This is a genomic window from Pyxidicoccus caerfyrddinensis (assembly GCF_010894405.1).
GTDB classification, from domain to species: Bacteria; Myxococcota; Myxococcia; order Myxococcales; family Myxococcaceae; genus Myxococcus; species Myxococcus caerfyrddinensis.
The window spans coordinates 1-24,848 of sequence record NZ_JAAIYA010000004.1 but is presented as its reverse complement, the minus strand read 5'-3'; the positions used below and the strand labels follow the sequence as shown (position 1 = coordinate 24,848).

Genomic DNA, 24,848 nt, shown 5'->3' with positions numbered 1-24,848 from the left:
CTCAGTCCCTCCTCCCGCCTGCGTCCGCGCGGGACGCAAGCTGCAGGCCCTCGAGGACGTCCTCCAGGACGTCCAGCGACTGGAGCAGTCGCGCGCGCCAGGCCTCCCGCTCCTTCGGTGCAGGACGCGTGCCTCCGGGCCCGGGCTCCAGTGCTCGCGCGCCCTGGCGCAGCGTGTCCACCAGCGGCTCGGTGCCCGCGCGCAGCGCACCCAGCTCCGCCTCCATCAACTGCTCCAGGTGCTCCAGGCGCCGGGGCAGTCCCTCCGGCTCCCGGACCGCGGTGCTCCGCTCTCGGGCGGAGGCGGCAGCGGGGGGACGCGCTTCGCTCATGACCCGCACCTCAAAGGTTGGACAGCCGCCACAGCAGCACGGGCAGGAGGAGGATGATGCCGGCCGTGACGGCGTAGTACCGCCACGGGAAGTCGTAGACGGTGGGCGCGGTCGCAGCGGTTGCGTGGGCTTCCGGTGCGGCCACCCGCTCCGGCTGGGGAATGCGCGCCGCAAGCCGCTCGCGGTACTCGCGCAGGCGGGCCGGGTGGCCCACGTGGCGTCCGGCGAAGCCGGCGGTGAGGCAGAAGTGGAGCAGCTCGAAGAGCAGGGGCGGCGTGTCCTGGCGGTGCAGCCCGGTGTCGGCCAGCTCGAAGAAGGCGTCCCCACCCGAGTCCACGCCGAACAGCCTCAACTGCAGCAGCGGCCAATGCGGCGCGTCCGCGTCGTCCAGCCGCCGCAGCGCCTTCTCGTCCAGGAGGAAGGTGAAGGGCTGGAGGGCCTGCTCCACGTCCTCGGAGCGCAGCTCCCCGCTCAGCGCGGCCCGCAGGCCCTCTATCTCGGCTTGCAGACGCCTCGCCAGCGCGTCCAGCGTCTCCGGGGACAGGCGCTCGCGCGACGCATCCAGGGGTGGCAGCTCGGCGTCGAGCAGGTCGTCCACGTGGCGGTACGTGAGCAGGATGGTCTTCCAATGCGACAGCTTCATGTCCGCGCTCCTTCCGGCAGCGTCAGCGGGCCCACGCCGGCCACGGTGGCCCGCAGCTCCACGGATGCCTCGTGGTTCCACGCGTCCAGCAGGCGTCGCACCAGGTCCAGGAAGCACGCCACCAGCGGCTCCAGGCCGGGCTCGAACGGCTCCAGCACCACCTCGTAGACGTGCCGCAGCCCCGAGCCGCGCAGGGCGCTGTCCGGCACGCGCGACACGGACAGCTCACGCAACAGCGGCAGCACGCGGCGGAAGGGTCCCTCCCTCGGAGTGCCCAGGTGCTCCAGCACCGCGCGCAGCTCGTCCAGGCCGAGCGTGGCCCGCGCCTTCCAGGCCAGCAGTTGCGTGAGCGCCGTCAAATCATCGTGCAGCGGGCTGTCCCGGTGCGGCTGGAGCGGGCCCACCAGCCTCCAGTCCAGCCCCTCGATGAAGCGGCCCGGCACCGTGACGCCGACGCGGCCCGACGCCTCGGCCGCGAAGCGGGGCTGGTGCCAGAGCGCCTCCACCACCAGCTTGCGCGGCGTGGTGAAGGCCTCGGGCATCCGCAGCACCAGCTGGGGCGAAGGGCCATTCACGCCGGGCACGTCCTCCACCTCGTACGAGGGCCCCGTGCCCGGCAGGTGCGCCGGGCGCAGCGGGGCCAGCCCCGCCTTCGTCAGCTCGTACACGCCCGTCACCGAGTGCAGCGCCAGCTCGCGTCCGGCGCTCATGTTGCGGATGGGGTGCTCGGAGCGCGTGCCGTCCGTGGTGATGACCTGCGCCGGCTCCGCTTTGAGATTCACCACCGGTACCGCGAAGGGCACGAAGAAGTCCGGCCGGTGCGAGCGCCCCACCGTCCACGCCTGTGCCAGGTCGAAGCACACGCTGAAGCGGCGCCACGCCCCGTGCGCGGGTGGCACCTCCACGTGGACGAACAGCTCCGGCTCCGGGAAGAGGAACGCGGCGCGCAGCTGCTGGAGCGGGTGCGCGTACGCAGCGGTGTCATCCGGCGCGGGCGCCTCGCGGCCGAAGGACACCGCGCAGGTGGCGCCGGTGGAGTGCTCGTCCGCCCGCTCTCCGTACACCACGCTCACGCTCCGTAAGTGCTGGCGCAGCGCGTGGAACACCGCCAGCGACGGGAGGTACTCGTCCAGGTGGCGCACGTGCAGGCTCAGCGTGCCCACCGCGTCGTTGCGCTCGTGGCGCGACTCGAAGGTGAGGATGAGCCGGTGGCCCCCGCGCACCAGCGGGCGCACCTCCGTGGACTCCAGCGTGACGGGCAGCACGCGCAGCTCCCGTTGGAGACGGAAGGTGCCGGCCACGCCATCCGCGGGCGCTAGCCGCAGCTCGGTGCCCCGGGGCAGCACCACGGCCTCGCCCAATTTCCCCGTGGGCACCGCCTGCACCACGGCGGCGGTGGGCAGCGGCTCCAGCAGGAAGTCGAAGAAGCCGGCGAAGAGGCGTCGCCACGTGGAGCGCAGGTTCTGCAGCGTCGCGTGCCGCGTCTGCACGGAGAAGAAGGCCAGCGCCTCGATGAGGCGCCGCACGTCCGGGTCCTCCCGCTCCAGCGGGGCCGCGGGGTAGCGCTCGTGGAAGTGCTGGCGGAAGCGCTCCAGCGAGGCCATCTCCTCGAGGAAGTCCTGGTAGATGCGGTCCGTCGTTGCCTGGCTCACCGTGTCGCTCCCTTGCTCAGCCCAGCTTCACCAGCGCACCCGCCACGCTGGTGATGCCGCTCGCCTTGAGGTTCGCCATGCCCTGCGCTTCCAAATCCAACGAGGCCTGACCGGACACCTTGGCCATGGCCCCGGCCAGCTCCGCCTGCGTCTGGCCGGACAGCTTCAGCGTGAGGCCCTCCACCTTCGCCTCGCCGGCGGTGGCCTTCATCGCCGCGGACATGCCCTGGAGTGCGAGCTGCCCGGTGGCCTCCACGTTGACGTTGGCCGTGGAGGACAGCTTCGCGTCCGCGGTGGCGCTCTGAGTGAGCTTCGCCTGCGAGGTGAGCGTCATGTCCTGCGTGCTCTCCAGCGCGAGCGTGGCCTGGCTCGTCCACTTCGAGGCCTGCTTGGACAGGAGGGTGACGGTGTCCGCGTCCACCTTGAAGTCCTTGCAGGTGACGGTGACGCTGTCCGCCTTCTGCACCACGGTGCTGGTGTCGGACGCCCCGGCGACCTTCATCGTGATGCTCGTGCCGTCCATCACCACCGTCTGCACGATGTTCGCCTCGGCGTTGCTCACCTTGACGGTGATGCCCTTCTGCTTGTCCAGCTCGATGGTGCAGACCAGCGTCCCCATGACGTCTCCTCGCCTTCAGCCCTGCTCCTCCTCCACGTGGATGAGCAGCGTGCCCTCCTTGATTTCGATGCGGGCCGTGTCCTTCGCGTTGGTCCTCTGCAAGAGGAAGACCGGCTTGCCGTCCGTGTACGAGTGCTTCAGCGACGTGCCGCTCTCTGCTGTCTTGCCGACCATCAGGTGCACGCCCTGGCCGTCCGCGGGCATGCGCGCCCCGTCACGCCAGTCCAGGAAGCGCTTGAGCCACGACTTCTGGAAGTCCAGCGCCACCAGCACGCGCTGCCCCTTGTAGGCGGGGAAGTAGAAGTGCCCCGGCAGCAGGTGCGGGTTGAAGGGGACGGTGATGACCTGGTCCTCCCACAGCGGCACCTTCACGTGGTAGCCGTCCAGCGAGGTGGCGCTGTCCGTGTATGCCTGCCACGTCTCGTCGGCCTCCTCGCCGGCCTCGCTGACGATGGTGCCCTCCACGTAGCGCGGCCAGCGCGGCGGCGTGTACGGCGGCAGGTCCACCCACGTCTCCGCCTCGCGTTCCAGCCGCGTGGCCATGGAGAAGTGGAAGCCCGCGTTCGGCTCCAGGTGCTCCGCGTCCGGGCCGGGCTGGAGCGCCTCGCCGCGCACGTGCAGGTGGCGCACGCGGTACGTCGCGCCCGCCGCCAGCCCCGTCGCGGACCAGGCCTCCGTCGAGGGCAGCTTCACGAGCGTCCCGGGCGCGAGCGCCGCGGCGGGGAAGCGGCGCCAGCCCAGCTCCACTTCCATGCCGGGCACCTTGAGGCGCGCCGTCTCCAGCGTCACGCGCGCCTCCACCTCGTCGGCGACGGAGGTGCGCAGCAGCACGTCCTGACGGATGCCGGTGACGGCCCGGGTATTCGCGATGGGCGTGGTGGCCGCGCCCTCCGCCACCGCGTTGAGCACCGCCATTTCGTGACGGGGCACCTCCGGGAAGGTGAGCGCCACGGTGTCCACGTCCGGCGCGAGCACGTCCACCGGCGTGCCCGAGGCCGCCTTCGCCGCGGACAGCGAGAGCCCCTGCGCCGTGTAGTCCCAGGCCAGCACGCCATTGCGCGTGTGCACGTACCAGACCAGGAAGTCGTAGAAGCTGGCGCCGTCCTCCGGGGGCAGCCCGAGGAAGAGCTGCGCGTGCGTCGTTCCCAGGCCGTCCTGCCAGTCGTACGTGAGGGAGAGCTTCTCGCCCTTGTGCGCGTCCAGCACGTCCTGAACCGTCTTCTGCGTGTAGAGGCTGATGGGGTGGTGCTGTCCCCACAGCAGCCGCGCCGCGTCCATGAAGCGCACCCCGTAGCGGCGGTACAGCAGGGGCGTGCCCGGCGTCGGGGTCGCGGGCAGCTCCACCAGCGAGCGCTCCGCCACCAGGCCCTTCACCTTCAGTGGGGTGATTGCGGGCTGGGACGCGGCGTCCGTCTGCACCGCCTTCAGCTCCAGCTCCACCTCCAGCAGGTCCGGCTCCAGGAAGGCGGCCTTCAGCGCGTCCGACTCCAGCCCGCCCACCTCCGCGTTGTCCGCGACGAGGAAGTCCACCCGGCCCTCGAAGCCCCAGGCGCGCAGGTCCAACTCGAAGGACTTCACGTCGCCGGGAGGAATGGCGTGCGCGGTGCCTCCGGCGGTGAGGGTGACGGACACGGCGAGCCGGTCCGCGAAGGTGCCCGCCTTCATGGCTCCGGCTCCACCCGCACCCGGCCACTCTGGGTGTCGAAGAGCAGGCGCAGCTTGTGGTGCGTGCCGCCCAGCACGGCACTCAGCCCGAAGTGCAGCCAGAGGCCGGCGTCCCGGCCGCGCAGCGTCACCACCACCTCCGTCAGGCGGGGCTCATGGCGCGCAATCTCCTCGCGCAGCTCGGCGGTGAGCGTCTCGACCAGCTCCCGCGTGCCGTACTTCTCCGTGTAGTCGCCCAGGCCGAAGTCGCGCCGGAAGAAGCCGTAGCCCTCGCGCGTGTTGAGCACGGCCTCCAGGTTGAGCAGCACGTGCTCCAGGCCGTGCCGCCCCGTGGACCCGGGCCGGCGGCCCCCGGAGAACTTCTCGAGGAAGGAGGCGCGCCCCATGTCACGCCTTCCGCCAGAAGAGCGAGACCTGCGCCCCCTGGAGCGCCGGAGTGATGAAGAAGGCCACGCCGTCCTCGCGCAGCGCGAGCTGCCACTCCTCACCCGGGACCAGCTGGTACCAGTCGATTTCCGGGCCCAGCGCGTGCGGGAAGGCCGGGTGGGGCACGTGGTGGAAGGGGATGCCCTTGAGGGCCATGCGCCGCACCATGGACAGGCGCGAGGGGCTGGCCAGCTTCACCCCGTCCAGGGGCAGGGGCTCCGCGGCCTGACGGCGCTGCACCAGCAGATAGACCTCGCTGCCGTCCCGCACCTCCGTGGGCAGCGGCGAGAACGTGAACTGTCCATCCCTCGCGGTGAAGGGGCGGTGCGTGGTCCGCGTCGCTTCCGGACGGAGCGCGCGGGTCAGCAGCTCCAGCCACCGTCCCAGCCCCTTGCCGGGTGCGTCGTGCTGGTACGCGGGCAGCGTCCCGTCAGGAAGCAGCTCCAGGTAGCAGCACGCCTCGAAGTAGAGCTGCCGCAGGGCGTCGAAGAGGGCGTAGGGGTGGGGAGAGATGTGGTGCCGCATGTCGTCCCGCAGTGATTGCAACCGGTGGACCTGGCACAGCGCCCGGCGGGCGCTGGAGAGCCTGTCACTGCGCAGGTAGCTGTCCGACAGGCGCGCCAGGAGCTGGAGGCGGGCCTGCTCCAGCAGCGCGTCCAGCCGTCCCAGCAGGCCGCCCAGGAAGGGGTGGGGGCCCACCAGCAGCAGTGGTGGCACCTGCTCCTCCGACAGGTGCCACACGCCTTCGGTGTCGCGGCGGAACGTGGCCAGGGCCAGTGAGTCCACCGCCCCGTCCAGCACCGGCTCCGCCGACAGCCGCAGCACGCGCAGCACCCGCTCCAGCACCGGCGGGTCCTCCGCGTACAGCCGTACTCCTTCGGCGCTCGTCGTGTCCCGCAGCACGTGCAGGTACACGGTGGCCTCCGAGCGGCCGGTGCCCTCCAGCGAGAAGGGCGCCAGCACCGCGTTGCCCGGCACGTCCACCACGAAGCCGGCGGGCGTCACCGCCGTCAGCGTGGAGACGGACAGGCTGCCGCCGGCAAGGAGCGGCTCGCTCCACGTCATCGCCGCCACGCCGTGGGCCGGCATGCCGGACAGCGAGGCGTGGAGGCGGACCTGCGCCTCCAGCGCCTGCTCCTGGGCCTCGAAGTGCTCCGGAAGCAGCGTCTGGCCGACGCGCCAGCGGACGCGGGCGAGCTTGAAGGGGGACATGGGGCGCTCGGGGTGGGGGGCGCGGGCCTACGCCGTCTCCGTCACGCCCCACTTCTTCACGATGTTCTTCGAGGACGCGGCCGCCACGTTGACGGACTGCTCCAGCGTCTTGGGCTTGATGCCGATCTGGAAGGTGAAGTTCTTGGGCGACTGCACCTCCCGGGACTCGTTGTTCGCCACCTTGATGGTCAGCCGGTCCCCGTTCTTCTCCAGGAGGCCGTTGAGGTCCGAGTCCACGAAGCAGGACTTGAAGTACTTCTTGGCGATCGGGTCGTACTCGTAGACGACGTACTTGAAGACCACCTCCACGTTGGCGAAGGTGCCCAGCAGCATCTCGGCGATCTTCGTCTTGTTGGACGTGGACAGCTGCCCGTTGAAGTACATGGCGTCGGTGACGCCCGTGTCCCAGTGGTAGCTGTTGAGCACGGCGACCACCTTGGACGTGAGCGCCTTGTCGGGCTGCTCGGGGTCCGAGATGGTCTCCATGTCCGCGGTGAGCGCCTGGCCGCCAATGGTGACGGACAGGATGTAGCCGACGGCGGTCTGCTGGTCCTTCTTGAAGTTGAAGCCCTGGTACACGTCCAGGTCGCGAGAAAACTCAGGCATGGCTTGCTCCTAAATGGGGTGAGGGTGGGACGTGGCGCCGCGCTAGCCGAGCCGGGACTCGAGCATCAGCTCCACGTTGAGGCCTTCGAACTGGATGTGCGGGAGGACGGCGACCTTGCAGTCGTACCAGCCGATTTCCCCCGCGCGCTGCAGCACCTCGACGCTGGTGGCCTTGAAGGGGAAGCGCCGCACCGTCAGGTCGTCGGGGCTGGCCACCGTGGTGACGTAGCCGGCCAGCCACGCGTCGATCTGCCGCTGGATGTACGCCGCGTCCGCGGTGCTGCCGATGTTGTCCCGCATGATGCACTTGATGTAGTGCGCCAGCCGGGTGATGGAGAACGTGTAGGCCAGGTTGGTGACGAGCTGCGAGTTCTCCGAGTCCTTGGGGTCCTTGAAGCGCTTGGACACCTTGGCGGACTGGGTGCTGAAGAACGTCGCGTCGCTGGAGCTCTTCCGGTACACCAGCGGCATGAAGCCGCAGCGGGCGAACTCGTACTCGCGGTAGTCGGGAATCGCGATCTCCACCGGCGCCTTGAGCTCCTCCTGGCCGCGCAGGAAGAAGGTGTCCACGGGCAGGCCGTTGATGAGGCCGCCGCCCTTGGGGCCGCGGATGGCCTGGCACCAGCCGGAGATCTCGAACGCCTTCGCCATGTTGCGGGCGAAGAGGATGGACGCGTTGCCCCAGAGGTACTTCTTCGAGTCTCCCTGGGAGTCCTCGGTGAAGTGCAGGTCGTCACACGGGTTCTTGTCCGGGTGCCAGGGCAGGCGCAGCACGTAGCGCGGGAAGGTGAGGCCCAGGTAGGCGGCCTCCTCGCTGTCGCGCAGCGCGTTCCACTTGCCGTAGCGCGGGTGGGCCAGCGCACCCTCCAGGTCCTTGATGGCCTCCATCTCCTCCACCTTCTCGCAGCCGAAGAACTTCGGGCTGACGGCGCCGATGAAGGGGCAGTGCGCGGCGTTGGCCACCTTGGCCATGGCCTGCAGCCACTTGATGTCGGCGGGGGAGGAGCTGAACTCGTACTGGCCGATGAGCGCGCCGAAGGGCCGGCCGCCGTACTGGTCGTACTCCTGGATGTAGACCTTGTCGAAGAGCGCTCCCGCGAAGACGTCCGCGGAGTTGTTCTCGAAGTCCTGGGCCAGCTCGCTCTTGGCCACGTCCAGCAGGTCGATGGCGATGTTGGCCTTGAAGTTGGTGTGCGCGACGAGGTCCTCCAGGCCGCGCCAGGCGGACTCCATCTCCTGGAACTTGTCGTGGTGGAGGATTTCGTTCATCTGGTCGTCGATCATCGCGTCGATGCGGCTGATGACGTCCAGCACCTGGCCCTTGTCGAAGCGCACGGCATCGCCATGGCCCGTCTCGGCGGGCGGCACGTTCTGGAGGAGCGCGGCCAGCGAGGACATGAAGCGCGCCTCGATGGTGACCTCCTTCTCATCGAGGGCGGGGACGAACTTCTCGGCGATCATCGGCTTGGCGTCCGCGGGACGCTCCAGCCGCACGCTCTTGAAGAGATTGGGCAGATAAGAGGTTTCAGCCATGGTGGGACCTCGGAGTGAAAGGGTGGGGAAGGGCGGGGCTCACGACTTCACCGTCGCGGCGACCGTCTCCTTGGCTTCGGCGGTGGTGGTGGCGGGCACGGCGGCAGCGGTAGCAGCGGACGTGCCAGCGGCGGCGGTGGCGGGGGTGGCCTTGGAGGGCAGGCGCAGCGACTCGTAGTCCTTGAGCTCGGCGAGCACCTGCTTGAGGGCCTCCTTGTTGGAGAACAGCTCGTAGACGAGCCCGCGCAGCGCCTTCTGGTTGTCGATGCTGGACTGCATCTCCAGGAGCAGCTTCTTGAGCAGCCGCAGCGCCTTGAGCTTGGGGACGTGGTGGACGACCTCGTCCGGATGGAAGGACTTCATCCGGTCGATGGGCAGCTCGACGTCGAGGTCCGCCTCCACGTCCGGGTTGATGCGGTTGGGCACCTGGAAGCGCAAGGACATCTTCATGTCCTTCATCAGCTCATCCAGGTTGCGCCCGTTGACGGAGCGCAGCTTGCGGGCCTCGAGGTCGACCTTGCGGTCCTCCGAGGAGCCCAGCGAGAAGTCGCCCAGCATCAGCATCCGCAGTGGGAGGCTGACCGTCTCCGCCTCGCCGTTGATGGTGGTCCGGTACGTCAGCGTGATGCGCGACCGGGGCAATTGGTCCTGAATCGACATGGTTCGGCTCTCCCCTCGTGAGGACTGCACTGCGTTGCGACGTCACTGCGTCAGGTGGTGGCGCGACGTGTCCCCGGAGAAGAGGACGGCCTGTCGCGGCTGTTCGGCGGGACCGCCGATGATGGGCTCGTAGCCCAGGTGGTGGGTGTCTTCGATTCGGGCGTGGCCGTGCTGGTCCCTGAGCACCAGCAGCACGGTGAGCAAGAGCGGCGTGTCCGCCAGGTGCGGCAGCACGCGCGAGCGCAGGCGGCGGCGTGCCTCCACGGCCCACGGCGTGCCGGTGCCGGAGGTTGCCTCATGGGTGTACAGCCACGCCTCCATGCCGCCGGTGGGGATGGTGGCGAAGCCGCCCATGGCGTTGCCATCTCCGAGCACCGTGCCACCCAGCCGCACGCCGTGCGTGTCGATGCGCTGGCGCCGGGTGGCGCGCTGCACGCGGACCTCGGCCTCCGGGAAGGCGTGGGCGAAGAGCCAGTGCAGGGTGCTGGGGCACGCGGGGCGCAGCAGGCCCAGGCGGTGTCGGGCGTTGCCCTCCCAGCCGGGGAGCAGCGACGCGTCCCGCTCCGGGAAGAGGCCGGCGACGCGCGCGCGCAAGAGGACGTGGTCGAAGTACCCGAGAAAGCTCTCCAGCGCATCGTGCTCCAGCCGCTCCATGGCCTTGAGGAAGAAGGAGGGCAGCGGCGTCTGCACGCTGAGCAGGCCCAGGTTGAGGGTGACGATGGCGCGGCGGGGCTGGCGCACGAAGGTGATGGATTGCACCAGGTGGGGCGCGTGCACGGTGCCGCGGTGGCTGCGCAGCTCGATGTCGCTCTCGCCGTAGCCCTCCTTGGCGAGCAGGTCCATCAGCGCGGGCAGGTCGAAGGACTGGATGCGCTCGGTGATGCGCTGCTCGATGGATGGGTTGTCCATGGCGTCAGTCCTCCTCTCCGCGCCGGCTCACGGGCTGGGCCAGGAAGGCGTCCAGGTCCACGCGATAGAGCTGCTCCAGGGCGCGCTGGGGCAGTGAGTCGGCTTCATGCAGGAAGGGTTCCAGCTCGCGCGCGTGCGTGCTCAGTCCGCTGTAGAAGCGTGAGAAGAGCGACGGCAGGTAGACGCGCGGGTCGAAGCGCTCCACCGTGCCCACCACGTCCGCGGCCACCACGCCTGCCTTGGTGATTTCGCCCTTCGCCAGCAGCGTGTCGAACGCCTCCAGCTTGCGCAGCAGCAGCGCCATGGCCGGGGAGATGGGCAGGCCCGGGGCGGGGGGCGGCGCCACGGGAGCCTGGGCGGGCGCGGCCGGAGTTGGCGCACTCGTGGCGGCAGTGGGCGCGGAGGTGGGCTCAGGCTCGGGAGGCGTGGGAGGTGCGGGCCGGGGCAGTGCCTGGACGTGGCGGGTCAGCCAGAGGGTGAGGTTGCGGAAGGGCTCCTCGCACCCGTTCTTCGGCAGGGTGGTGGCGAGCGCGGTGAGGATGGGCTCGGTGAGGGAGAGCGCCTCCTCCAGCGGGGCGCGGTTGTCGGGCTCGCACCAGCGCTGCCAGGTCGCGTCCCGTTTCTTCTCCTGGTGCGCGAGGTGCTTGTTCAGCGTGCGCAGCAACCAGCGCAGGCCGGTGTCGGTGAAGACGTCGCGCTTGTCCTCGGGGCCGAGCGCCGCGTGGCTCGTGGTGAGCACCTGGTGCACGGAGCGGAAGATGCCCGCCATGGCGAGGAGCCCCTGCTCGTGGAAGGCGCCGAAGAGGTACGGGCCTACGAGCCGCGCGTCGTGGACTCCCTCGCGCAGCAGCGCCTCCGCGCCCCGGGCGGCGCCGGCGTAGTCACCCCGGGCGACGGCCTCGGTGAAGGCTTCGATTCTCGCGTCGGGCGCGTCGCCCTCGGAGGCCGGGGGAGGCGGGCCCTGCAGCGGCTGCTCCATCAGCGTGCCGTCGAAGGGGACGGAGATGAGGGCCGCGTCAGCCATCGATGACCTTGAACTGGCCGGGGGTGACGACCTGGATGACGCCGCCGTACGAGCACATCAGCTTCGAGTTGCTCTCCAGCGCGGGCATGTTCCCCACGAGCACCTTGGGGCAGCCCGGCACCCACGGTGCGGCAGTGGCGGGGATGCAGGGCATGGGCGTGAGCACGCCCAGGGCCGCCGCTGTCGCAGCCGCCACCATGGGGTTGGCGAGCGACTGGCACATCCCGAAGGGCGGGATGTTGAGCAGGGGCACGTTGTCCATGATGTTGGCCGCGGGCGTCGTGCCCATCACCTTGTTGGTGGGCAGGACGACGAGCGACGAGGGCGCGACGCCGAAGCTGCATTGCAGCATTGCTCCCATCACCACCTGGACGCCCATGTCCGCGCTCCTCGCGCCCGGTGTGCTTCGTGGGCGCGAAGCACGACCTTGCGCGGAGCGTGCCAGCGTCGCGGACACCGCATCGCCGTACGTGCGTACGCGCTCCCGGTGCGCTCCAGCGGGCTCGGCATCACGGGAAGCGGCGGGCTCTCGCGTGAAAGCGCGTTGCCGGGGGAAGCACGGGCGTCCGGTGTGAACGCGCGCTCCGTGAGCCGGTTGATACACACGCGTTGCGGGTGAACGCAGTGGCGTCCGGTGGACACGCGAGCGCCGCGAGACGCATGAAACACGGTGTTTCATCCATCCATGCGTCGCACCGGGAAGCGCGGCGTCCGTGAGGAACGCGAGCGTCCGGTTGCTTCCCGGGGCGCCTCGTACCGCGGGGCATGGCGACGGGACGCGCGGCGGCGCGCGTAAGGCACGTGAGCGCCTCGTTACTTCTTCGTACCCGGGGGGACGCCGTCACCGGACGCGTCCGTCATCTCCAGCGCGCGGCCGCGCAGCGCCGTCAGCGCCTGGAACATCGGGTCCGAGGACTTCCGGTGGAGCGCGCCTGTGAGGTACTGCGAGCGGCACCACGCATCATCGACGCGGCCGTCCTTCGTCCGTCGCGGGTATAGCGGGAACAGCTCGGTGCGGTCCGGCAGGTGCTCGGCGCCCAGCCGCAACTCCAGGCGACGGCGGAGCTCCTGGCGGCGCGGTCCGGCCTCTCGCTCGAAGACGTCCGCGCCTTCCGCGCCGGTGAAGACGAGGAGCACGTGCCGGTGATGACCCGGAGTCCCTCCCGTGGGGACGATCGACACCGAGGCTCCGGCGCAGAAGGGGAGGTCCGCGAGCGCCGCTGCAACCTCCGCGGCGAGGTAGACGCGCCCCTCGCGCCGGGCGTCACGTGTCCCGGCGAAGAGGAACGTGCCGCGCCCGCGCGTGAGGACGACGTAGCCGGGAGGTCGCTTCTTGTCCGGCAGCACGGTGAAGACGCCCACGTCGCCCGCGGCCTCCTGCCCGCTCATGTTGAGGTCGCGCAGGGCCCAGGCCCGTCCCGGAGCGGGAGCGACGCCCGTGTGGACGTCCGTCACCCTCCGCCCCGAGGTGATCACCGCGCCCCCCGCGCTCGCGTCGATGAGGACGTTGGAGAAGGGCACGCCAGCGAGGTCGCACTGGCGCACCCAGTCCCGCCAGGCCTGCCAGTCCAGGGGCTCGTCGGCGGAGCGGAACCAGTGCGCCACGTTGCGCAGGGGGCCCGAGCGCGCGCGCAGCAGCGCGTCCCTCAGTGCGGGAGAGACGCCGAGCGCGCGCAGCGGGTGCTCGGTGAGGAGGCCAGGCGCTCGCTCGACGTCCGCGGGCTCCAGGTGGAGGAAGGTGGCGCCGCGCAGCAGCGTGGCCAGCAGCAGGGCCGGCTGATGCTGGAGGAAGTGGAAGCCGGGCGCGGCCAGGTGGTCCCCGGGACCGAGGCCGAAGGTGAGCAGCCCGTCGCACAGCGCGCCCCGCCACGCCGCTTCCGCGGTGAGGGGCACGGGCGTGTCCGTCGGGTCCACGAGGGGAGAGAACAGGAGCGCCACCGGCTCGTCGGGGCGGTACGTGTGCGAGGTGAAGGCGGGCGCGGCGTCTCCGCGCGAGCGCAGCAGCCGCGACTCGAAGCCCTTGAGGAGCGGCGCCTGGTGCGGCTCGGCGGCGACGTGGTCCGGCGCGAGCTTCGAGAGCCGGCGCGAGAGGAAGTGCGTGCCCGTGGTCGGCAGCAGGCTGACGCAGGTGCCCAGCTTCAGGGCGGCCATGAGGGAGACGAGCAGCTCCGGTCCAACGCCATACAGGAGGCACAGCTTCGCGCCGGGCTTCACGCCCTGCGAGGCCCACTCGGCGGCGCGGCGCGAGGCGCGGTCCTGGAGCTCGCGGTAGCCCAGCGTCTGCCAGCCGCGCAGCGGGTCCCACGCGCGCAGCGCCACCCCGCCCGGGTCGGCGTGCCGGGTGACGAGGTCATGGAAGAAGTCGTGGTGCTGCCCGGGCCGGCTCTTGGGCGCGGGCGTGCCCCGGCTCGCGTGGTGGGCGGCGAGCGCCATGGCGAAGCCGTCCGGATCGGTCCAGCTCTGCTGGCGCCAGTCCGGCAGGTCCGCGTCGAGCTGGCGGAGGATGTCGCGAAGGTCGAAGGGCATCGCGCGCGCTTCCTCGAGCCTGTTACTGCTCCACGTTGAAGACCTTGATCTCGCTCGCCGTGTCCCAGAGTTTCTGCCAGGCCTGCTCCGATGTCCTCCGAGCCTGGGACAGCGGGCCCCACCACGCCTCGTTCTCGTCGCGGAGCCACTGCTTGATCTGCTCGCTCTGCGACTCGTTGTACCCGATGCGGGTGCTTTCGAGCTGCCCCTTCTCCGGCTTCACCTTCCAGGGCAGGCGGCGGCCCTGGACGATCTGCTCGACGATGGCCTCGGCGACCTTCGGAGGGATGTGGGGGAACTCGGACGCGATGTAGACGGCGAGCATGGTGCGGTCATCCGTCGTGAAGTTGGATTCGCCCCCTTTGACGATGTGGTCGGGAATCATGTTGTTGAGCGCCGCCGCGGCGGCCCGCACCGCGCCGAGCTGCGCCGCCGCCAGCACGGAGGCAACCGCCGAGCCCGCCGGCTTGAGCGGCGTGCTGAGCCCCCTGGGCTGGGCATTGGGGAACACCTTCTTGAGGTCCGGCACCTTCGACGGGTCCACCTGATGCTGGAGCAGGAGTCCCACGCTGATCAGCTTGAGGTAGTCCTCGGCCTCCGTGACGTGCTTGTCGACATACGTCACCGTGCTCTCGCGCACCCTCCTCTCCTCGAGCGTCTCGTTGACCTTGATGGGTGGGGTGAAGGCGAATTGCTCGCGGTAGTTGTGCTGCACGCTCGTCGCCTCACCCAAGCCCTTGAGGAGCCGGGCCTCGTCGGGCCGGACTGCCGCGAGGGACTCGGCGGCGGCGCCGATGATCTGCAGGCCGCGGCCGTAGGTCGTCTCCTTCACCTGGATGCCGAGCACCGTCTGGTACGGAAGGCCGAAGATCTGGTCCTTGTCATAGATGGGTTCCAGGTCGTCCCAGCACAGTCCGCCCCGACTCAACACATCCCCGACGGCGCCCGTGTCCATCGGGTTCTGACCGAGCGCCGGCACGTAGAAGTCCACCTCGTAGGAGGACTCCTGGTCGCTCTCTTCCTTGAACTCGATGTCGACCTGGACCTTGCCCTTGGTCTCCCCGAGGCTGACGGTCACCTTGTCGTTCCGGGCGGAGACCTTCACCTCGGTGACGCCGTTCTCCTCGTCATCGTCCTCGGGGAGGTCGAGCTGGAGGCGGCTCTTGGTGGGGCTGACGCTCAGGCGGTTGCCGCTGAGCCATGCGGGCTCCTCGCTGCGGAACAGGTAGACGGTGTACCCGTGCTCACGGGCTCGCTGAACGGCGTCGATGCCCGCGTTGGCGCCATGGATGATGACCGTCAGGTCCTCCTTGTCGCTCTCGGCGTTCTCCGGGTGCATCAGCATGAAGCGGTCCAGGTTGATGATTCGGCTGCGCAGGAACTCCATTGCTTCGGAGTCCTGCCTCACGTTCGGCGCCGGCTGGGGCACGTACCGCTCATACGGGAAGGTGAAGTGCGGCCCGGCGCCCATCCCGAGGATGACCTTGGCGGCCAGGACGGGGGCGTCTCCGCCCACGTCCAGCGCGAAGAGGTCCCCTTTCCGGCTGACGGACCTGAGGAGGTTGCCGCCAGTGCGGTGGGCTCCCTGCTTCACCGCCCAGGCGAGGACGTCACTGTTCTGCGCGACCCAGTCCTGACGGGGGAGGTACTTCGTGGTGTACCTGGGGACCTGGTCGCTCCACTGGGCGATGTTGTGGACCTCGTGGTTGATGAACCCCTCGCCGCGGATGGTGGCCTCCCACGCGTCCTTGTTGCCGATGATGACGGTGCGGGACCACTTGAAGCCGGGTATCTCCGCGCTGCGCTGACGGAGGGCATTGATGTAGTAGGCGATGCTGCTGCCGTACCCGACGAACGCCAGCTGGTAGACCTTCTTGGTGCTCGGCACGACGTACTCGTTGCCCACCGGGTCCTGCCACCGGACGAAGTCTCCCTTCGGCACTCCGTTCGGCATCAACTGCCAGAGGTGGTCCTTGTCGAGCAGGTAGACGCTCATCGTGCCCTCTCCTGGTGGGGCGGCCGCATGGGGTGATGCGGTCTCGTCCCGCCACCAACAGCAACCCACGTGCCGTGACGCCGCGAGGGCGGGGCGCCAGCCTGTTGCGCCGTGAGCGCGACGGAGAACCCACAGGGCGCGCCGTCCCGCCGGGACGATGCCGCGTCCCGGGGGAACGCAGCCGGAGGACGGGGACTCGAGGCGGAGCGCGGACCCAAAGCAGAAGGGCCCGAGCACGCACTGGCGCCCGGGCCCTCATGTCATGTCATGACTGGTGTCTGACGGCCCATGCGCCGGGCCCGGACGCTTCAGCGTGTCTCAGTACGCCACGTGCACGTGGTCGCCGTGGCCGCCGATGGCGCCGATGTTGGTGCCGTTCTTGATGCCACCCACCGGGTCATAGAACAGCTCGGTGGGGCGCGAGCCGGCGAGGCGGCGGTAGTACGCGGCCATCTGCGACGGGCTGCCCGCCACGTCGATGGCGCGGCCCTTGTAGTGGTACGAGCCCGGCGTGTGCGTGCCGCCCGTGGTGGACGTAATCGTCAGCCCCATCTGCCGGGCCAGGTTCGACGCGAAGTCCAGCTTCTGCCGGTTGCTGCCATTCACCGGGAAGTTGCCCGGGGTGCCCTGGGTGCTGCCGGGGCGGCCGCCGTCCGGCTTGCCGTCCCACATGTCCTGGTTGCGCGAGTTGAAGATGGAGCGGCCCGTGTTGTTGCCCACGATGCCGTCCGCCGCCAGGTGGTGCGAGCGCTGGTATGCCACCACCGCCGCCTTCGTCTTCGCCCCGAAGATGCCGTCCGCCGCGCCCGTGTTGTAGCCAGCGCGAGACAGGGTCTGCTGGAGCCGCGTCACATCCGAACCGCGCGAACCGACCTGGAGCATGGGAGGCCTCGTTCTCTCTTGGGGGGCGAAATTCTCAGTACAAGAGAGTTATCGGGACCTACATCCGGAAGTTGCTTACGAAGTGCGCAAAGTCGCTAAAGGTGGGATGGAGCTTCCGTTTCACACGGAAATCAAGCCCTTACGGATACCCTCGGTGACGGCCTCGACGCGGTTGGTGACCTCGAGCTTCCGGTAGATGTGCTCCAGGTGGGTGCGGATGGTGGCCTTGCTGAGGCTGAGGAGCCGGGCCGCCTCGCTGTTCGACACCCCCTTGGCGATGAGCTGGAGGATTTCGCGCTCGCGGTCCGACAGCGGCTTGAGCGGGGGCTCCTGGGCGGACACGACCTCCGGGGGGACTTCCGGCGCGGGGGCCGGGGGCTCGGTGAGGACAGGGCCGGAGTCCGGGTCCACGCGGAAGTGACGCAAGAGGCGGCGGGCGAGGTTGGGCTGGATGACGGTGCCGCCCGCGCGGACCTCCTTGATGGCCTCGATGATCTTGTCCACCGGGGCGCCCTTGAGGAGGTAGCCGGACGCGCCGGCCTTCACCGCCTCCAGCACTTTGTCCTCCTCGTCGAAGATGGTGAAGATGAGGATCTCCATCTTCGGGAAGCGCGCCTTCACCTCGCGCGTGACGTCGATGCCGCTCATGCGCGGCAGCCCCAGATCCAGCAGGAGCACGTCAGGCATCAGCTTGGGCACTTCCTCCAGCGCGGCCTCGCCGGACAGCGCGGTGCCGACGATGTCGATGTCCTGTTGACCCTCGAAGAGGCGGAGCTGGTTCTTGAGGATCTTCGTCTGGTCTTCCACCACGAAGACGCGGATGGGGGGCGCGGCGGGAGGGGCGTCCACGGGGGCTCCGGTCATGACGGCATACAGGGAAGCGAGAAGGCCACCTGGGCGCCAGCGCCCGGCGACGAGTCCACGATGAGCTGGCCGCCGAGCTTCATGGCGCGCTCGCGCATGTTCAGCAGGCCGTAGTGGCCGCGCGGCGTGCGGGACGGGTCGAAGCCCTTGCCGTCATCGCGGACGATGAGGTGCACGCGGTCCTCGCTGAAGTCGAGCCGCACGTACACGGCCTTCGCCTCCGCGTGCTTCACCGCGTTGGACAGCGACTCCTGGAGGATGCGGAACAGCGCGAGCTGCGCGTCCGGGGACAGCTTGCGCTGCAGGCCGGTGCGCTCGAAGCGGATGTCCAGGCCGGTGCGCTCGCGGAACGTCTTCGCGTAGTCCTCCAGGCCCTGCGCCAGCTCGAAGTCCTCGCGCATCATCCGCAGGTTGCGGCGCAGCTCCTCGATGGACTCCTCCGCGGTGGCCTTCAGCTCGCGGATCTCCGAGCGCAGCCCGTCCTCGCGCGCGAGGTTCAGGATGTACTCGGCCTGGATGATCATGGACGAGAGCGAAGCGCCCAGGCCGTCATGGATTTCGCGCGCCAGGCGGTTGCGCTCCTCCACCACGGCCAGCTCCTTCAAGTCGCCCTGGAGCGCCACCACCTCGCGGTGCGCGGTGGCCTCGCGCTCGTTCAGGTACACGAGCACGTAGACGATGATGAAGTTGAGCGCGAGGTACCAGAGCAGCGTGAGCAGCTCCACCGCCGTCACCGAGCGGTTGAGGAGCAGATCGAGCCGCGTGGTAATCGGCAGCGCCAGCAGCGGCGGGAGGATGGCCAGCGGCTTGGGGTAGAGGATGGAGAACAGCGTGGTGAAGAGCAGCTGCGTGGCGAGCAGCGGACTCTGCAGACCGCCGCCCACCACGGGCTTGGCGATGAGCACGACCATGATGGTCAGGTCGAGGCAGAGCGTGGTGTACGTCACCCAGCGGCCGGCCTTCGGGTGGTCTATGACGAGCAGGTTCGCGACGCTGTAGAGCAGCATCGTGAAGTAGCCCACGAAGGAGAACGGCCCGGTGAGGCCGAAGTAGCCGCTCCACGCGGGCACCGCGAGGATGAGCAGGCCCAGCGTGAGGAACATCATCCGCGCGTAGAAGAGCGCGCGGGCGCGGGCAACGAAGCGGTCCTGTTCCCAGGACGCGGTGGCCTGTTCCGCGGAGACACTGTCCGTCAGCTTGCGGCGCTCCAGCACCTCCCGCACGCGGGCGCGCAGGTCATTGGCTGGCGTCTCCTCGCCCACAGCGAGATGGGTGTTCATCGGGCAGGCAGCTTACGGGAGCGGGCGGGCGGGCGGAAATCCGGGGAGCGGCTTGCTTCCCTCCCGGGTGGGGGAGGGGGCACGCCCGGGGCCTCGCGCGGCACCGCCCCGCGTCACTTCGCGCAGGCCTGGCGGGCCTCCGGCTTGCGCTGGAAGACGTACTCCAGCCGGTCCTTCTGCTCGCCGGTGCGCTCGTCGAAGAGCGGCGTGCCGCCCGCGTACATGGTGCCTTCGGGGTGGCCGTACTTGTCCAGGCCGTGGCTCTCGAGCCAGCGGTCCACGCAGGCCTCCTGCGTCTTGCGGTCACCGCCGCTCTTCGCCATGCCACCGGCGTCCTTCGAGGCCGGGCCTGCGTCCCTGGAGGGCGCGCCCGCGTCGTCAGAGGCAGTCAGGGCACCGCGCGAGGTGCCCGTCTGGGCGCCGTCCGAGGGGACGCCCGCGTCCTTCACGGCCTCCATGGCGTCGCGCGGGTCCGGCTGGGAGGCGGACGCGTCGGTGGGCCCGGGGCCCTCGCCGGTGTTCTTGTGGCAGCCGACCGCCAGGAGGAGGGCGGTGGAAAAGACGAGCACGCCGGGCAGGTTTCTCATATGTCCTGGCAGGTGAGGTCCGCGTCGAAGCGGCACGGTGGGTGGGCGCCTGCGCCCTTCTTCTCGGTGGACGCAGGGGCACGCACCTTATTCGCTTCCGACCCCCCGCGAAGGGGCAATCCGATGCATGGGCACGACACCGACCATCATCCCCGCATCCCCCACGCCTCGCGCCTCGAGCGCGCCCGGGTGCTCCTCGTGGGTGCCGGCGGCCTGGGCTGCCCGGCGTCGCTGGCACTGGCGCAGGCCGGTGTCGGCCACCTGACGCTCGCGGACCCGGACCGCGTGGACATGACGAACCTGCCGCGCCAGCTCTGGCACCGGCCCGCCGACGTGGGCCGCAACAAGGCGGAGTCCGCCGCCGCGGGCCTGGCGCGCGCGTTCCCCGCGCTGTCCACCGAGGCCCTGCCGGAGCGCGTGGACGCGGGCAACGCGGAGGCCCTCTTCCGCGCGCACGACGCCGTCATCGACGCCACGGACGGGGTGGCCACCAAGTTCTTCCTCTCGGACGTGGCGGTGCTCACGGGCGTGCCGCTCGTCTATGGGGGCGTGCTGCGCATGCAGGGACAGGCGATGCGGGTGGACCCTCGCGGACCGTGCCTGCGCTGTCTCTACGAGGCACCGCCTCCGCCGGACGCGGTGCCCACGTGCGCGCAGGCAGGGGTGCTCGGCTCGCTCGCGGGGTTGGTGGGCGCGGTGCAGTCGCTGCTCGCGCTGGAGCTGCTGTCCGGCGCCGCGCGCCCCGTCCCTGGCGAGGCCACGCTGCACGTGCTGGACGGCGTGTCGCTGCTGGGCCGCCGCGTCCGGGTGGAGCGCGCGCCCGACTGCCCGGGCTGCCGCGTCACCGCCGTGCCGGAGTACCCGGAGGCCGCACAGGAGGCCGAGTCATGTCCGAGGTGAAGGCCACGCTCGACATCACGCGCGAGGTCTGTCCGATGACCTACGTGCGCACCAAGCTGAAGCTGGAGGCGCTGGAGCCGGGGACGCTGCTGGAGGTGCTCCTGCGCGGCGCCGAGCCGCTGAAGAACGTGCCTCGCAGCGCGCGCGACGAGGGGCACGAAGTCGTGTCCCTGGAGCCGCGCCCCGACGGTACCCACGTGTTGTTGCTTCGCAAGCAGGGACGGTGAGCCATCATGACGACCATCCGCATTCCCACTCCGATGCGCACCTTCACGCGCAACCAGTCCGAAGTCACCGCCTCCGGCGCCACCGTGCGCGAGGTGCTGAAAGACTTGGACGCGCGCTTCCCCGGCATCGGCGCGCGCCTCCTCGACGAGCGCGGTGCCGTGCGCCGCTACGTCAACGTCTTCCTCAACGACGAGGACATCCGCGCCCTGCGCGAGCTGGACACGCCGGTGGCGGACACGGACCGCCTCACGCTCATCCCCGCCATGGCGGGAGGCTGAGGCATGGTGCTGCGTGAGGACCAGATCCTCCGCTACTCGCGGCAGATCCTCCTGCGCGACGTGGGCGGACGCGGGCAGGAGGCGCTGCTGGCGGGCACCGCGCGGGTGGATGCCACCGGCGCCTCGGGGATGACGGCCGCGGCGTACCTCGCCGGAGGCGGCACCCCGGTGGTGGGCACGGGCTCGCTGCCGCTGGGCCCGTGGGCGCCTGGCTTCCTCGTGTCGGCGGACGACGTGGGCCGCCCCGCGGTGGAGGCCCTCGACGCGGCGGTGCCCCAACTGAACCCGGACGCGGCCGGCGCCGGGCGGGGTGGGGGACTGGTGGCGGAGCTGCCCTCGGGCTGGAGCGGCGAGGCCCCGTGGGTGGCCCTGGGCGGCGACGGCATGCGGGCGGCCGTCGTCTTCCGTGGCGCGGACGGCTGTGTCTGGTGCTTCGGGGAGACGGTGCGGCACCTCGTCCAGCCCCCGGACGGCGCGCTGGGCGTGGCCCTGGGGGCGCTGGGCGCCCTGGTGTTCCAGCGGCTGCGGCTGGGCCTGGGCCCCGCGCTGGGAGGCCGCTGGCTGGTCGCTCCGGGCGTCGTGGAGGAACTGGAAGTGCGCAAGTGTGCCCGCTGCGCCGCCGCGAGCCCGGAGCCGGCCCGGCCGTGATCCGCTGGCCCGAGCCCGGCTGGCCGCTGGCCGTCCGCGACGCGGTGGTGCACCACCTGGAGTCCGCGTACCCCGAAGAGGGCTGTGGGGTGATTCTCCAGACGGGGGACGCGGGCCCGTGGAGGGTCCGCCCGCTGCGCAACGCCGCCGCCCGCCCGCACACCGCCTACGCCTTCGCCCCCGAGGAGTGGCTGGCCGTCTCCATGGAGGCGGACGCACGGGCAGAGCGGGTGGTGTGCGTCTTCCACTCCCACGTGGAGTCACCCGCCACGTTCTCCCCGGAAGACCGGGCCCAGGCAGCCCCGGAAGGTCACCCGCTGCTGCCCGGAGTTTCCTACCTCATCGGATCCGTACACCGAGGCTGTGTGGTCTGGGTGTGTCAGTACGGGTGGCAGGGGGACGATTTCAGGCTCCAAGAGCCCTGAAAAAGTCATTTCATAAACGAAAAACCCATGTGTCGGCAGGCACTTGACTGCCCGCTCACCCCACCTGCGGAAAGGTGTGTGCGAATTGTCAAGTGAGGGGGTTTTCGTCTATAACCACGCGCATCTTCTGGATCTGCGGCGTCCACCTGCAGCTTGCAAGAAGCGCTCCGGACGCAGGGAGTTGAACAGGCTTATGGCCCCCAACACTGGTTTCACCCTCTGGCTGACCGGCATGTCCGGGACCGGGAAGAGCACGACGGCGGCATACATCGCGGCGCGCCTGCGGCAGGTTGGCCGCCACGTGGAGATCCTCGACGAAGGGGAGCTCGGCGAGGCGCTCTGGGCCGGGCTGGGCGATGCGAAGGAGGACCGCACCACGGTGGTCCGCCGCCTCGGCTTCGTTGCGAACCTCCTGACCCGCAACGGCGTCGCGGCGCTGGTGGCCTGCGTGAGCCCGTACAAGACGGGCCGCGAGGAGAACCGTCGCGCCGTCGGCCGCTACGTCGAGGTCTACGTCGACTGCCCGACCGAGAAGCTCATCGAGCGCGACAGCACCGGTCGCTACAAGAAGGCGCTCAACGGCGAGATTCCCAACTTCATCGGCATCACCGAGCCGTACGAGCCGCCCAACTCGCCGGAAGTGACGATCCACTCCGACGTCGAGTCGGTGGAGGACGGCGCGGCGAAGATCTTCCAGTCGCTCCTGGACCTCGGCTACATGAACACCGAGGAGCTGAAGATCATCACCGGCAAGAAGATGAAGGCCAACCCGCTGCCGGCCAAGGGCGAGAAGGCCGAGAAGGCGGAGAAGGGCGCCGCCAAGGCGGACAAGGGCGCCAAGGCCCGCCGCGGTGACGAGGCCCGTCCGGCCGCCAAGGCCGCCGCGAAGGCGGACAAGGGCGCCAAGGCGCGTCCGGCGACGCGCGCGGCCCGGGTGGCGAAGCCGGCCCCCTCGGCCAAGAAGCCCGCGAAGAACAAGGCCCGCTGAGCGAGGGGCCGTCCGGCCCACGCTCCCATCACCCTGAAGGGCTCCAGGTTGCCGCGTCTTCCGCGTGCAATCCGGGGCCCTTCCGTTTTAGGAGTTCCCCCATGCTGAGCCCCGAGCGGATCCAGAGCCTGTGTGAGTCCTCGCGCCCGAAGCTGGAGGCCATGCGCGCCGCGCTGCGCGCCCATGGCAGTGCGCTGGTGGCCTTCTCCGGAGGCGTGGATTCCACCTTTGTGCTGAAGGTCGCGGTGGAGGAATTGGGCGAGCGCGCCCTGGCGCTCACCGCGCTGTCCGCCTCTGTCGCGCCGGAAGAGGCGCAGGAGGCGCGGGAGCTGGCGGAGCGGATGGGTGCGCGGCACGTGGTGGTGGGCAGCAACGAGCTGGCGAATCCGCAGTACGCGGCCAACCCGACCAACCGCTGCTACTTCTGCAAGACCGAGCTGTACGACATCTGCGAGGTCCGGCGGAGCGAGTTGGGCCTGGCGGTGGTGCTGGACGGCTTCAACGCGGACGACTTCAAGGACCACCGGCCCGGGCACAAGGCGGCGCAGGAGCACAAGGTGGTGTCTCCGCTGGCGCAGGCGGGGCTGACGAAGGACGAGATTCGCGCCTGGAGCCAGTCGTTGGGGCTGCCCACGTGGGACAAGCCGCAGATGGCGTGCCTGGCGTCGCGCATTCCGTACGGCACGGCGGTGACGCGGGACCGGCTCATCCAGATTGCCTCCGCGGAGTCCGAGATGCGCAAGCTGGGCTTCCGGCAGTTCCGCGTGCGCTACCACCAGGAGGTGGCGCGGCTGGAGGTGGCGGCGGAGGAGTACGAGCGCTTCCTGGCCGCGGACGTGCGCCAGAAGGTCAACGCTGCGTTCCTGGCGCTGGGGTTCAAGTTCGTGTCGTTGGATCTGGAGCCGTTCCGTTCGGGACGCATGAACGAGGCGGCGGGCGTGGCGCGGCCGGAGGCTGGGAAGGTCGCGGGGTTCTCGCTGCCTGTGGTGAGCTGAGCCGCGGTGGAGCGGTGGCGGCGGGTTCGATTCCCGCCGCCTCCACATTCAGAAGCCCCGCAACCTCACCGGGTTGCGGGGCTTCTTCTTTGCCCGCGTTGCCTCATGGTGCAAGCAGCCCGGCTCCGCTCCCGCTTGAGGGAACGCTCAGCTGACTGGAAGCGTTTGCAGTCACCGCCGGGAACAGTCTCCCGGCGGCTCAGACGCCATGATGCCCGTCCTGCACGCCTGCGCTAGCTTGGAGTGGTCTGCTCCCCAATTCTCGGACCAGTTGAAGCGTGAGAGCGTCCTCGCGGCCAGGAGGCAGGTCGGTCGTGAGGAAGAGCAGATTCAATGAGGAGCAGATGGTCCGCATCCTGCGGGAGGCGGAGGCCCCTGGCGCCAGCGTGGTGGAGGTGGCGCGGAAGCACGGCATCACCGAGCAGACGCTCTACCGGTGGCGGCAGAAGTTTGGCGGCATGGAGGCCAGCGACGCAGCTCGGCTCAAGGAGCTGGAGAAGGAGAACGCGCGACTGAAGAAGCTGCTGGCCGAGAGGGACCTCGAAATCGAGGTCATGAAGGAAATCTCCACAAGAAATGGTGAGCGCGCCCGTCCGCCGCCGGCAGGTGCGGTACGCCGAGGAGCGAGGCGTGTCGCAACGCCGGGCGTGCGCGCTGCTACAGGTGGCCCGCAGCAGCCTGGGCTACGCCAGCCGCAAGGAGGCGAAGGACGCGGCCCTGGTGGAGAAGCTGCGCGGCATTGCTCGGGCACGCCCCCGGTTCGGCTACCGGCGGGCTTGGGCCCTGCTGCGGCGTGACGGGCCTGCCGTCAACGTGAAGCGGGTGCACCGGCTCTGGAGGAAGGCCCCCTGTGTCAGGGAACATGTCGCCTCGGCTGACGTGCCGAGTTGACGACGCCCTGGGGGCGAGAGCAGGCAGAACGCGGTGCCGTACACGGATGCATTCAAGGCGCAGATGGTGAAGCGGATGGT

At 70.0% G+C, this 24,848-nt stretch carries 26 protein-coding genes and 1 pseudogene; 8 read left to right on the top strand and 19 right to left on the bottom strand.

Annotation, left to right across the window (positions count from 1 at the left end; genetic code table 11):
- Position 1: 1 nt before the first annotated feature.
- From G4D86_RS10570 to G4D86_RS10480, 19 genes are all read right to left on the bottom strand, one after another.
- Positions 2-331 (bottom strand): hypothetical protein, encoded by a 330-nt coding sequence (locus tag G4D86_RS10570; protein ID WP_240360175.1) that lies wholly within the window; start codon positions 329-331, stop codon positions 2-4.
- A 10-nt stretch (positions 332-341) separates the two neighbouring features.
- A complete protein-coding gene (locus G4D86_RS10565; RefSeq protein ID WP_163992312.1) occupies positions 342-974 on the bottom strand; it encodes a DotU family type IV/VI secretion system protein in 633 nt (210 codons plus the stop codon).
- On the bottom strand, positions 971-2,626 hold the full coding sequence (locus G4D86_RS10560; RefSeq protein WP_240360174.1) for a type VI secretion system baseplate subunit TssF: 1,656 nt from the start codon (positions 2,624-2,626) through the stop codon (positions 971-973). The genes G4D86_RS10565 and G4D86_RS10560 overlap by 4 nt, the downstream gene beginning before the upstream one ends.
- A 16-nt stretch (positions 2,627-2,642) precedes the next feature.
- Positions 2,643-3,245, bottom strand: a complete 603-nt coding sequence (locus G4D86_RS10555; RefSeq protein WP_163992310.1) for a hypothetical protein — start codon at positions 3,243-3,245, stop codon at positions 2,643-2,645.
- Positions 3,246-3,260: 15 nt separating this feature from the next.
- On the bottom strand, positions 3,261-4,910 hold the full coding sequence (locus tag G4D86_RS10550) for a hypothetical protein (RefSeq protein WP_163992308.1): 1,650 nt from the start codon (positions 4,908-4,910) through the stop codon (positions 3,261-3,263).
- Positions 4,907-5,296, bottom strand: a complete 390-nt coding sequence (gene tssE / locus G4D86_RS10545; RefSeq protein WP_163992306.1) for a type VI secretion system baseplate subunit TssE — start codon at positions 5,294-5,296, stop codon at positions 4,907-4,909. The genes G4D86_RS10550 and tssE overlap by 4 nt, the downstream gene beginning before the upstream one ends.
- A 1-nt stretch (position 5,297) precedes the next feature.
- On the bottom strand, positions 5,298-6,548 hold the full coding sequence (tssK, locus tag G4D86_RS10540) for a type VI secretion system baseplate subunit TssK (RefSeq protein WP_163992304.1): 1,251 nt from the start codon (positions 6,546-6,548) through the stop codon (positions 5,298-5,300).
- Positions 6,549-6,575: 27 nt separating this feature from the next.
- The gene (locus G4D86_RS10535; protein ID WP_163992301.1) at positions 6,576-7,154 is read right to left on the bottom strand and encodes a hypothetical protein; all 579 of its coding nucleotides are present in this window, start codon (positions 7,152-7,154) and stop codon (positions 6,576-6,578) included.
- 42 nt (positions 7,155-7,196) lie between these two features.
- Positions 7,197-8,687 carry a type VI secretion system contractile sheath large subunit gene (gene tssC, locus G4D86_RS10530; RefSeq protein WP_163992299.1) on the bottom strand — a complete coding sequence of 497 codons (1,491 nt, stop codon included), beginning with the start codon at positions 8,685-8,687 and terminating at the stop codon, positions 7,197-7,199.
- A 39-nt stretch (positions 8,688-8,726) separates the two neighbouring features.
- A complete protein-coding gene (gene tssB, locus G4D86_RS10525) occupies positions 8,727-9,347 on the bottom strand; it encodes a type VI secretion system contractile sheath small subunit (RefSeq protein ID WP_163992298.1) in 621 nt (206 codons plus the stop codon).
- A 42-nt stretch (positions 9,348-9,389) separates the two neighbouring features.
- Entirely contained in the window at positions 9,390-10,256 is an 867-nt protein-coding gene (locus G4D86_RS10520) for a type VI secretion system baseplate subunit TssG (protein WP_163992287.1), read from the bottom strand.
- Between the two features lie 4 nt (positions 10,257-10,260).
- On the bottom strand, positions 10,261-11,280 hold the full coding sequence (locus G4D86_RS10515) for a type VI secretion system protein IglI family protein (RefSeq protein WP_163992285.1): 1,020 nt from the start codon (positions 11,278-11,280) through the stop codon (positions 10,261-10,263).
- A complete protein-coding gene (locus tag G4D86_RS10510) occupies positions 11,273-11,659 on the bottom strand; it encodes a DUF4280 domain-containing protein (RefSeq protein WP_163992283.1) in 387 nt (128 codons plus the stop codon). The genes G4D86_RS10515 and G4D86_RS10510 overlap by 8 nt, the downstream gene beginning before the upstream one ends.
- Positions 11,660-12,093: 434 nt before the next feature.
- The gene (locus G4D86_RS10505; protein WP_163992281.1) at positions 12,094-13,806 is read right to left on the bottom strand and encodes a class I adenylate-forming enzyme family protein; all 1,713 of its coding nucleotides are present in this window, start codon (positions 13,804-13,806) and stop codon (positions 12,094-12,096) included.
- Positions 13,807-13,828: 22 nt separating this feature from the next.
- On the bottom strand, positions 13,829-15,802 hold the full coding sequence (locus G4D86_RS10500; RefSeq protein ID WP_163992280.1) for a hypothetical protein: 1,974 nt from the start codon (positions 15,800-15,802) through the stop codon (positions 13,829-13,831).
- A gap of 318 nt (positions 15,803-16,120) precedes the next feature.
- On the bottom strand, positions 16,121-16,684 hold the full coding sequence (locus G4D86_RS10495) for a peptidoglycan-binding domain-containing protein (protein WP_163992277.1): 564 nt from the start codon (positions 16,682-16,684) through the stop codon (positions 16,121-16,123).
- Positions 16,685-16,804: 120 nt separating this feature from the next.
- The gene (locus tag G4D86_RS10490; protein ID WP_163992275.1) at positions 16,805-17,548 is read right to left on the bottom strand and encodes a response regulator; all 744 of its coding nucleotides are present in this window, start codon (positions 17,546-17,548) and stop codon (positions 16,805-16,807) included.
- Positions 17,545-18,828: a sensor histidine kinase gene (locus tag G4D86_RS10485; RefSeq protein WP_163992273.1), complete on the bottom strand. Its 1,284-nt coding sequence runs from the start codon at positions 18,826-18,828 to the stop codon at positions 17,545-17,547. The genes G4D86_RS10490 and G4D86_RS10485 overlap by 4 nt, the downstream gene beginning before the upstream one ends.
- A gap of 113 nt (positions 18,829-18,941) precedes the next feature.
- Entirely contained in the window at positions 18,942-19,415 is a 474-nt protein-coding gene (locus tag G4D86_RS10480; RefSeq protein ID WP_205519530.1) for a hypothetical protein, read from the bottom strand.
- Positions 19,416-19,538: 123 nt separating this feature from the next.
- On the opposite strand from G4D86_RS10480, the gene G4D86_RS10475 reads away from it, so the two are divergent.
- The 8 genes and pseudogenes from G4D86_RS10475 to G4D86_RS10440 all read left to right on the top strand — a co-directional run.
- On the top strand, positions 19,539-20,315 hold the full coding sequence (locus tag G4D86_RS10475) for a HesA/MoeB/ThiF family protein (protein WP_163992269.1): 777 nt from the start codon (positions 19,539-19,541) through the stop codon (positions 20,313-20,315).
- Positions 20,303-20,542, top strand: a complete 240-nt coding sequence (locus tag G4D86_RS10470; RefSeq protein WP_163992267.1) for a sulfurtransferase TusA family protein — start codon at positions 20,303-20,305, stop codon at positions 20,540-20,542. The genes G4D86_RS10475 and G4D86_RS10470 overlap by 13 nt, the downstream gene beginning before the upstream one ends.
- A gap of 6 nt (positions 20,543-20,548) precedes the next feature.
- Positions 20,549-20,821, top strand: coding sequence for a MoaD/ThiS family protein (locus G4D86_RS10465; protein WP_163992265.1), 273 nt, complete (start codon positions 20,549-20,551; stop codon positions 20,819-20,821).
- Between the two features lie 3 nt (positions 20,822-20,824).
- The gene (locus G4D86_RS10460; RefSeq protein WP_163992263.1) at positions 20,825-21,469 is read left to right on the top strand and encodes a ThiF family adenylyltransferase; all 645 of its coding nucleotides are present in this window, start codon (positions 20,825-20,827) and stop codon (positions 21,467-21,469) included.
- Entirely contained in the window at positions 21,466-21,894 is a 429-nt protein-coding gene (locus tag G4D86_RS10455) for a M67 family metallopeptidase (protein ID WP_163992262.1), read from the top strand. Before G4D86_RS10460 ends, G4D86_RS10455 begins: the two co-directional genes overlap by 4 nt.
- 193 nt (positions 21,895-22,087) lie before the next feature.
- Positions 22,088-22,882 (top strand): adenylyl-sulfate kinase, encoded by a 795-nt coding sequence (gene cysC / locus G4D86_RS10450; RefSeq protein WP_163992260.1) that lies wholly within the window; start codon positions 22,088-22,090, stop codon positions 22,880-22,882.
- A 101-nt stretch (positions 22,883-22,983) separates the two neighbouring features.
- Positions 22,984-23,877 (top strand): ATP-dependent sacrificial sulfur transferase LarE, encoded by an 894-nt coding sequence (gene larE, locus G4D86_RS10445; RefSeq protein WP_163992258.1) that lies wholly within the window; start codon positions 22,984-22,986, stop codon positions 23,875-23,877.
- A gap of 314 nt (positions 23,878-24,191) precedes the next feature.
- Positions 24,192-24,720 (top strand): annotated as a pseudogene (locus tag G4D86_RS10440) (transposase); the annotation flags it as partial.
- Between the last annotated feature and the right edge of the window lie 128 nt (positions 24,721-24,848).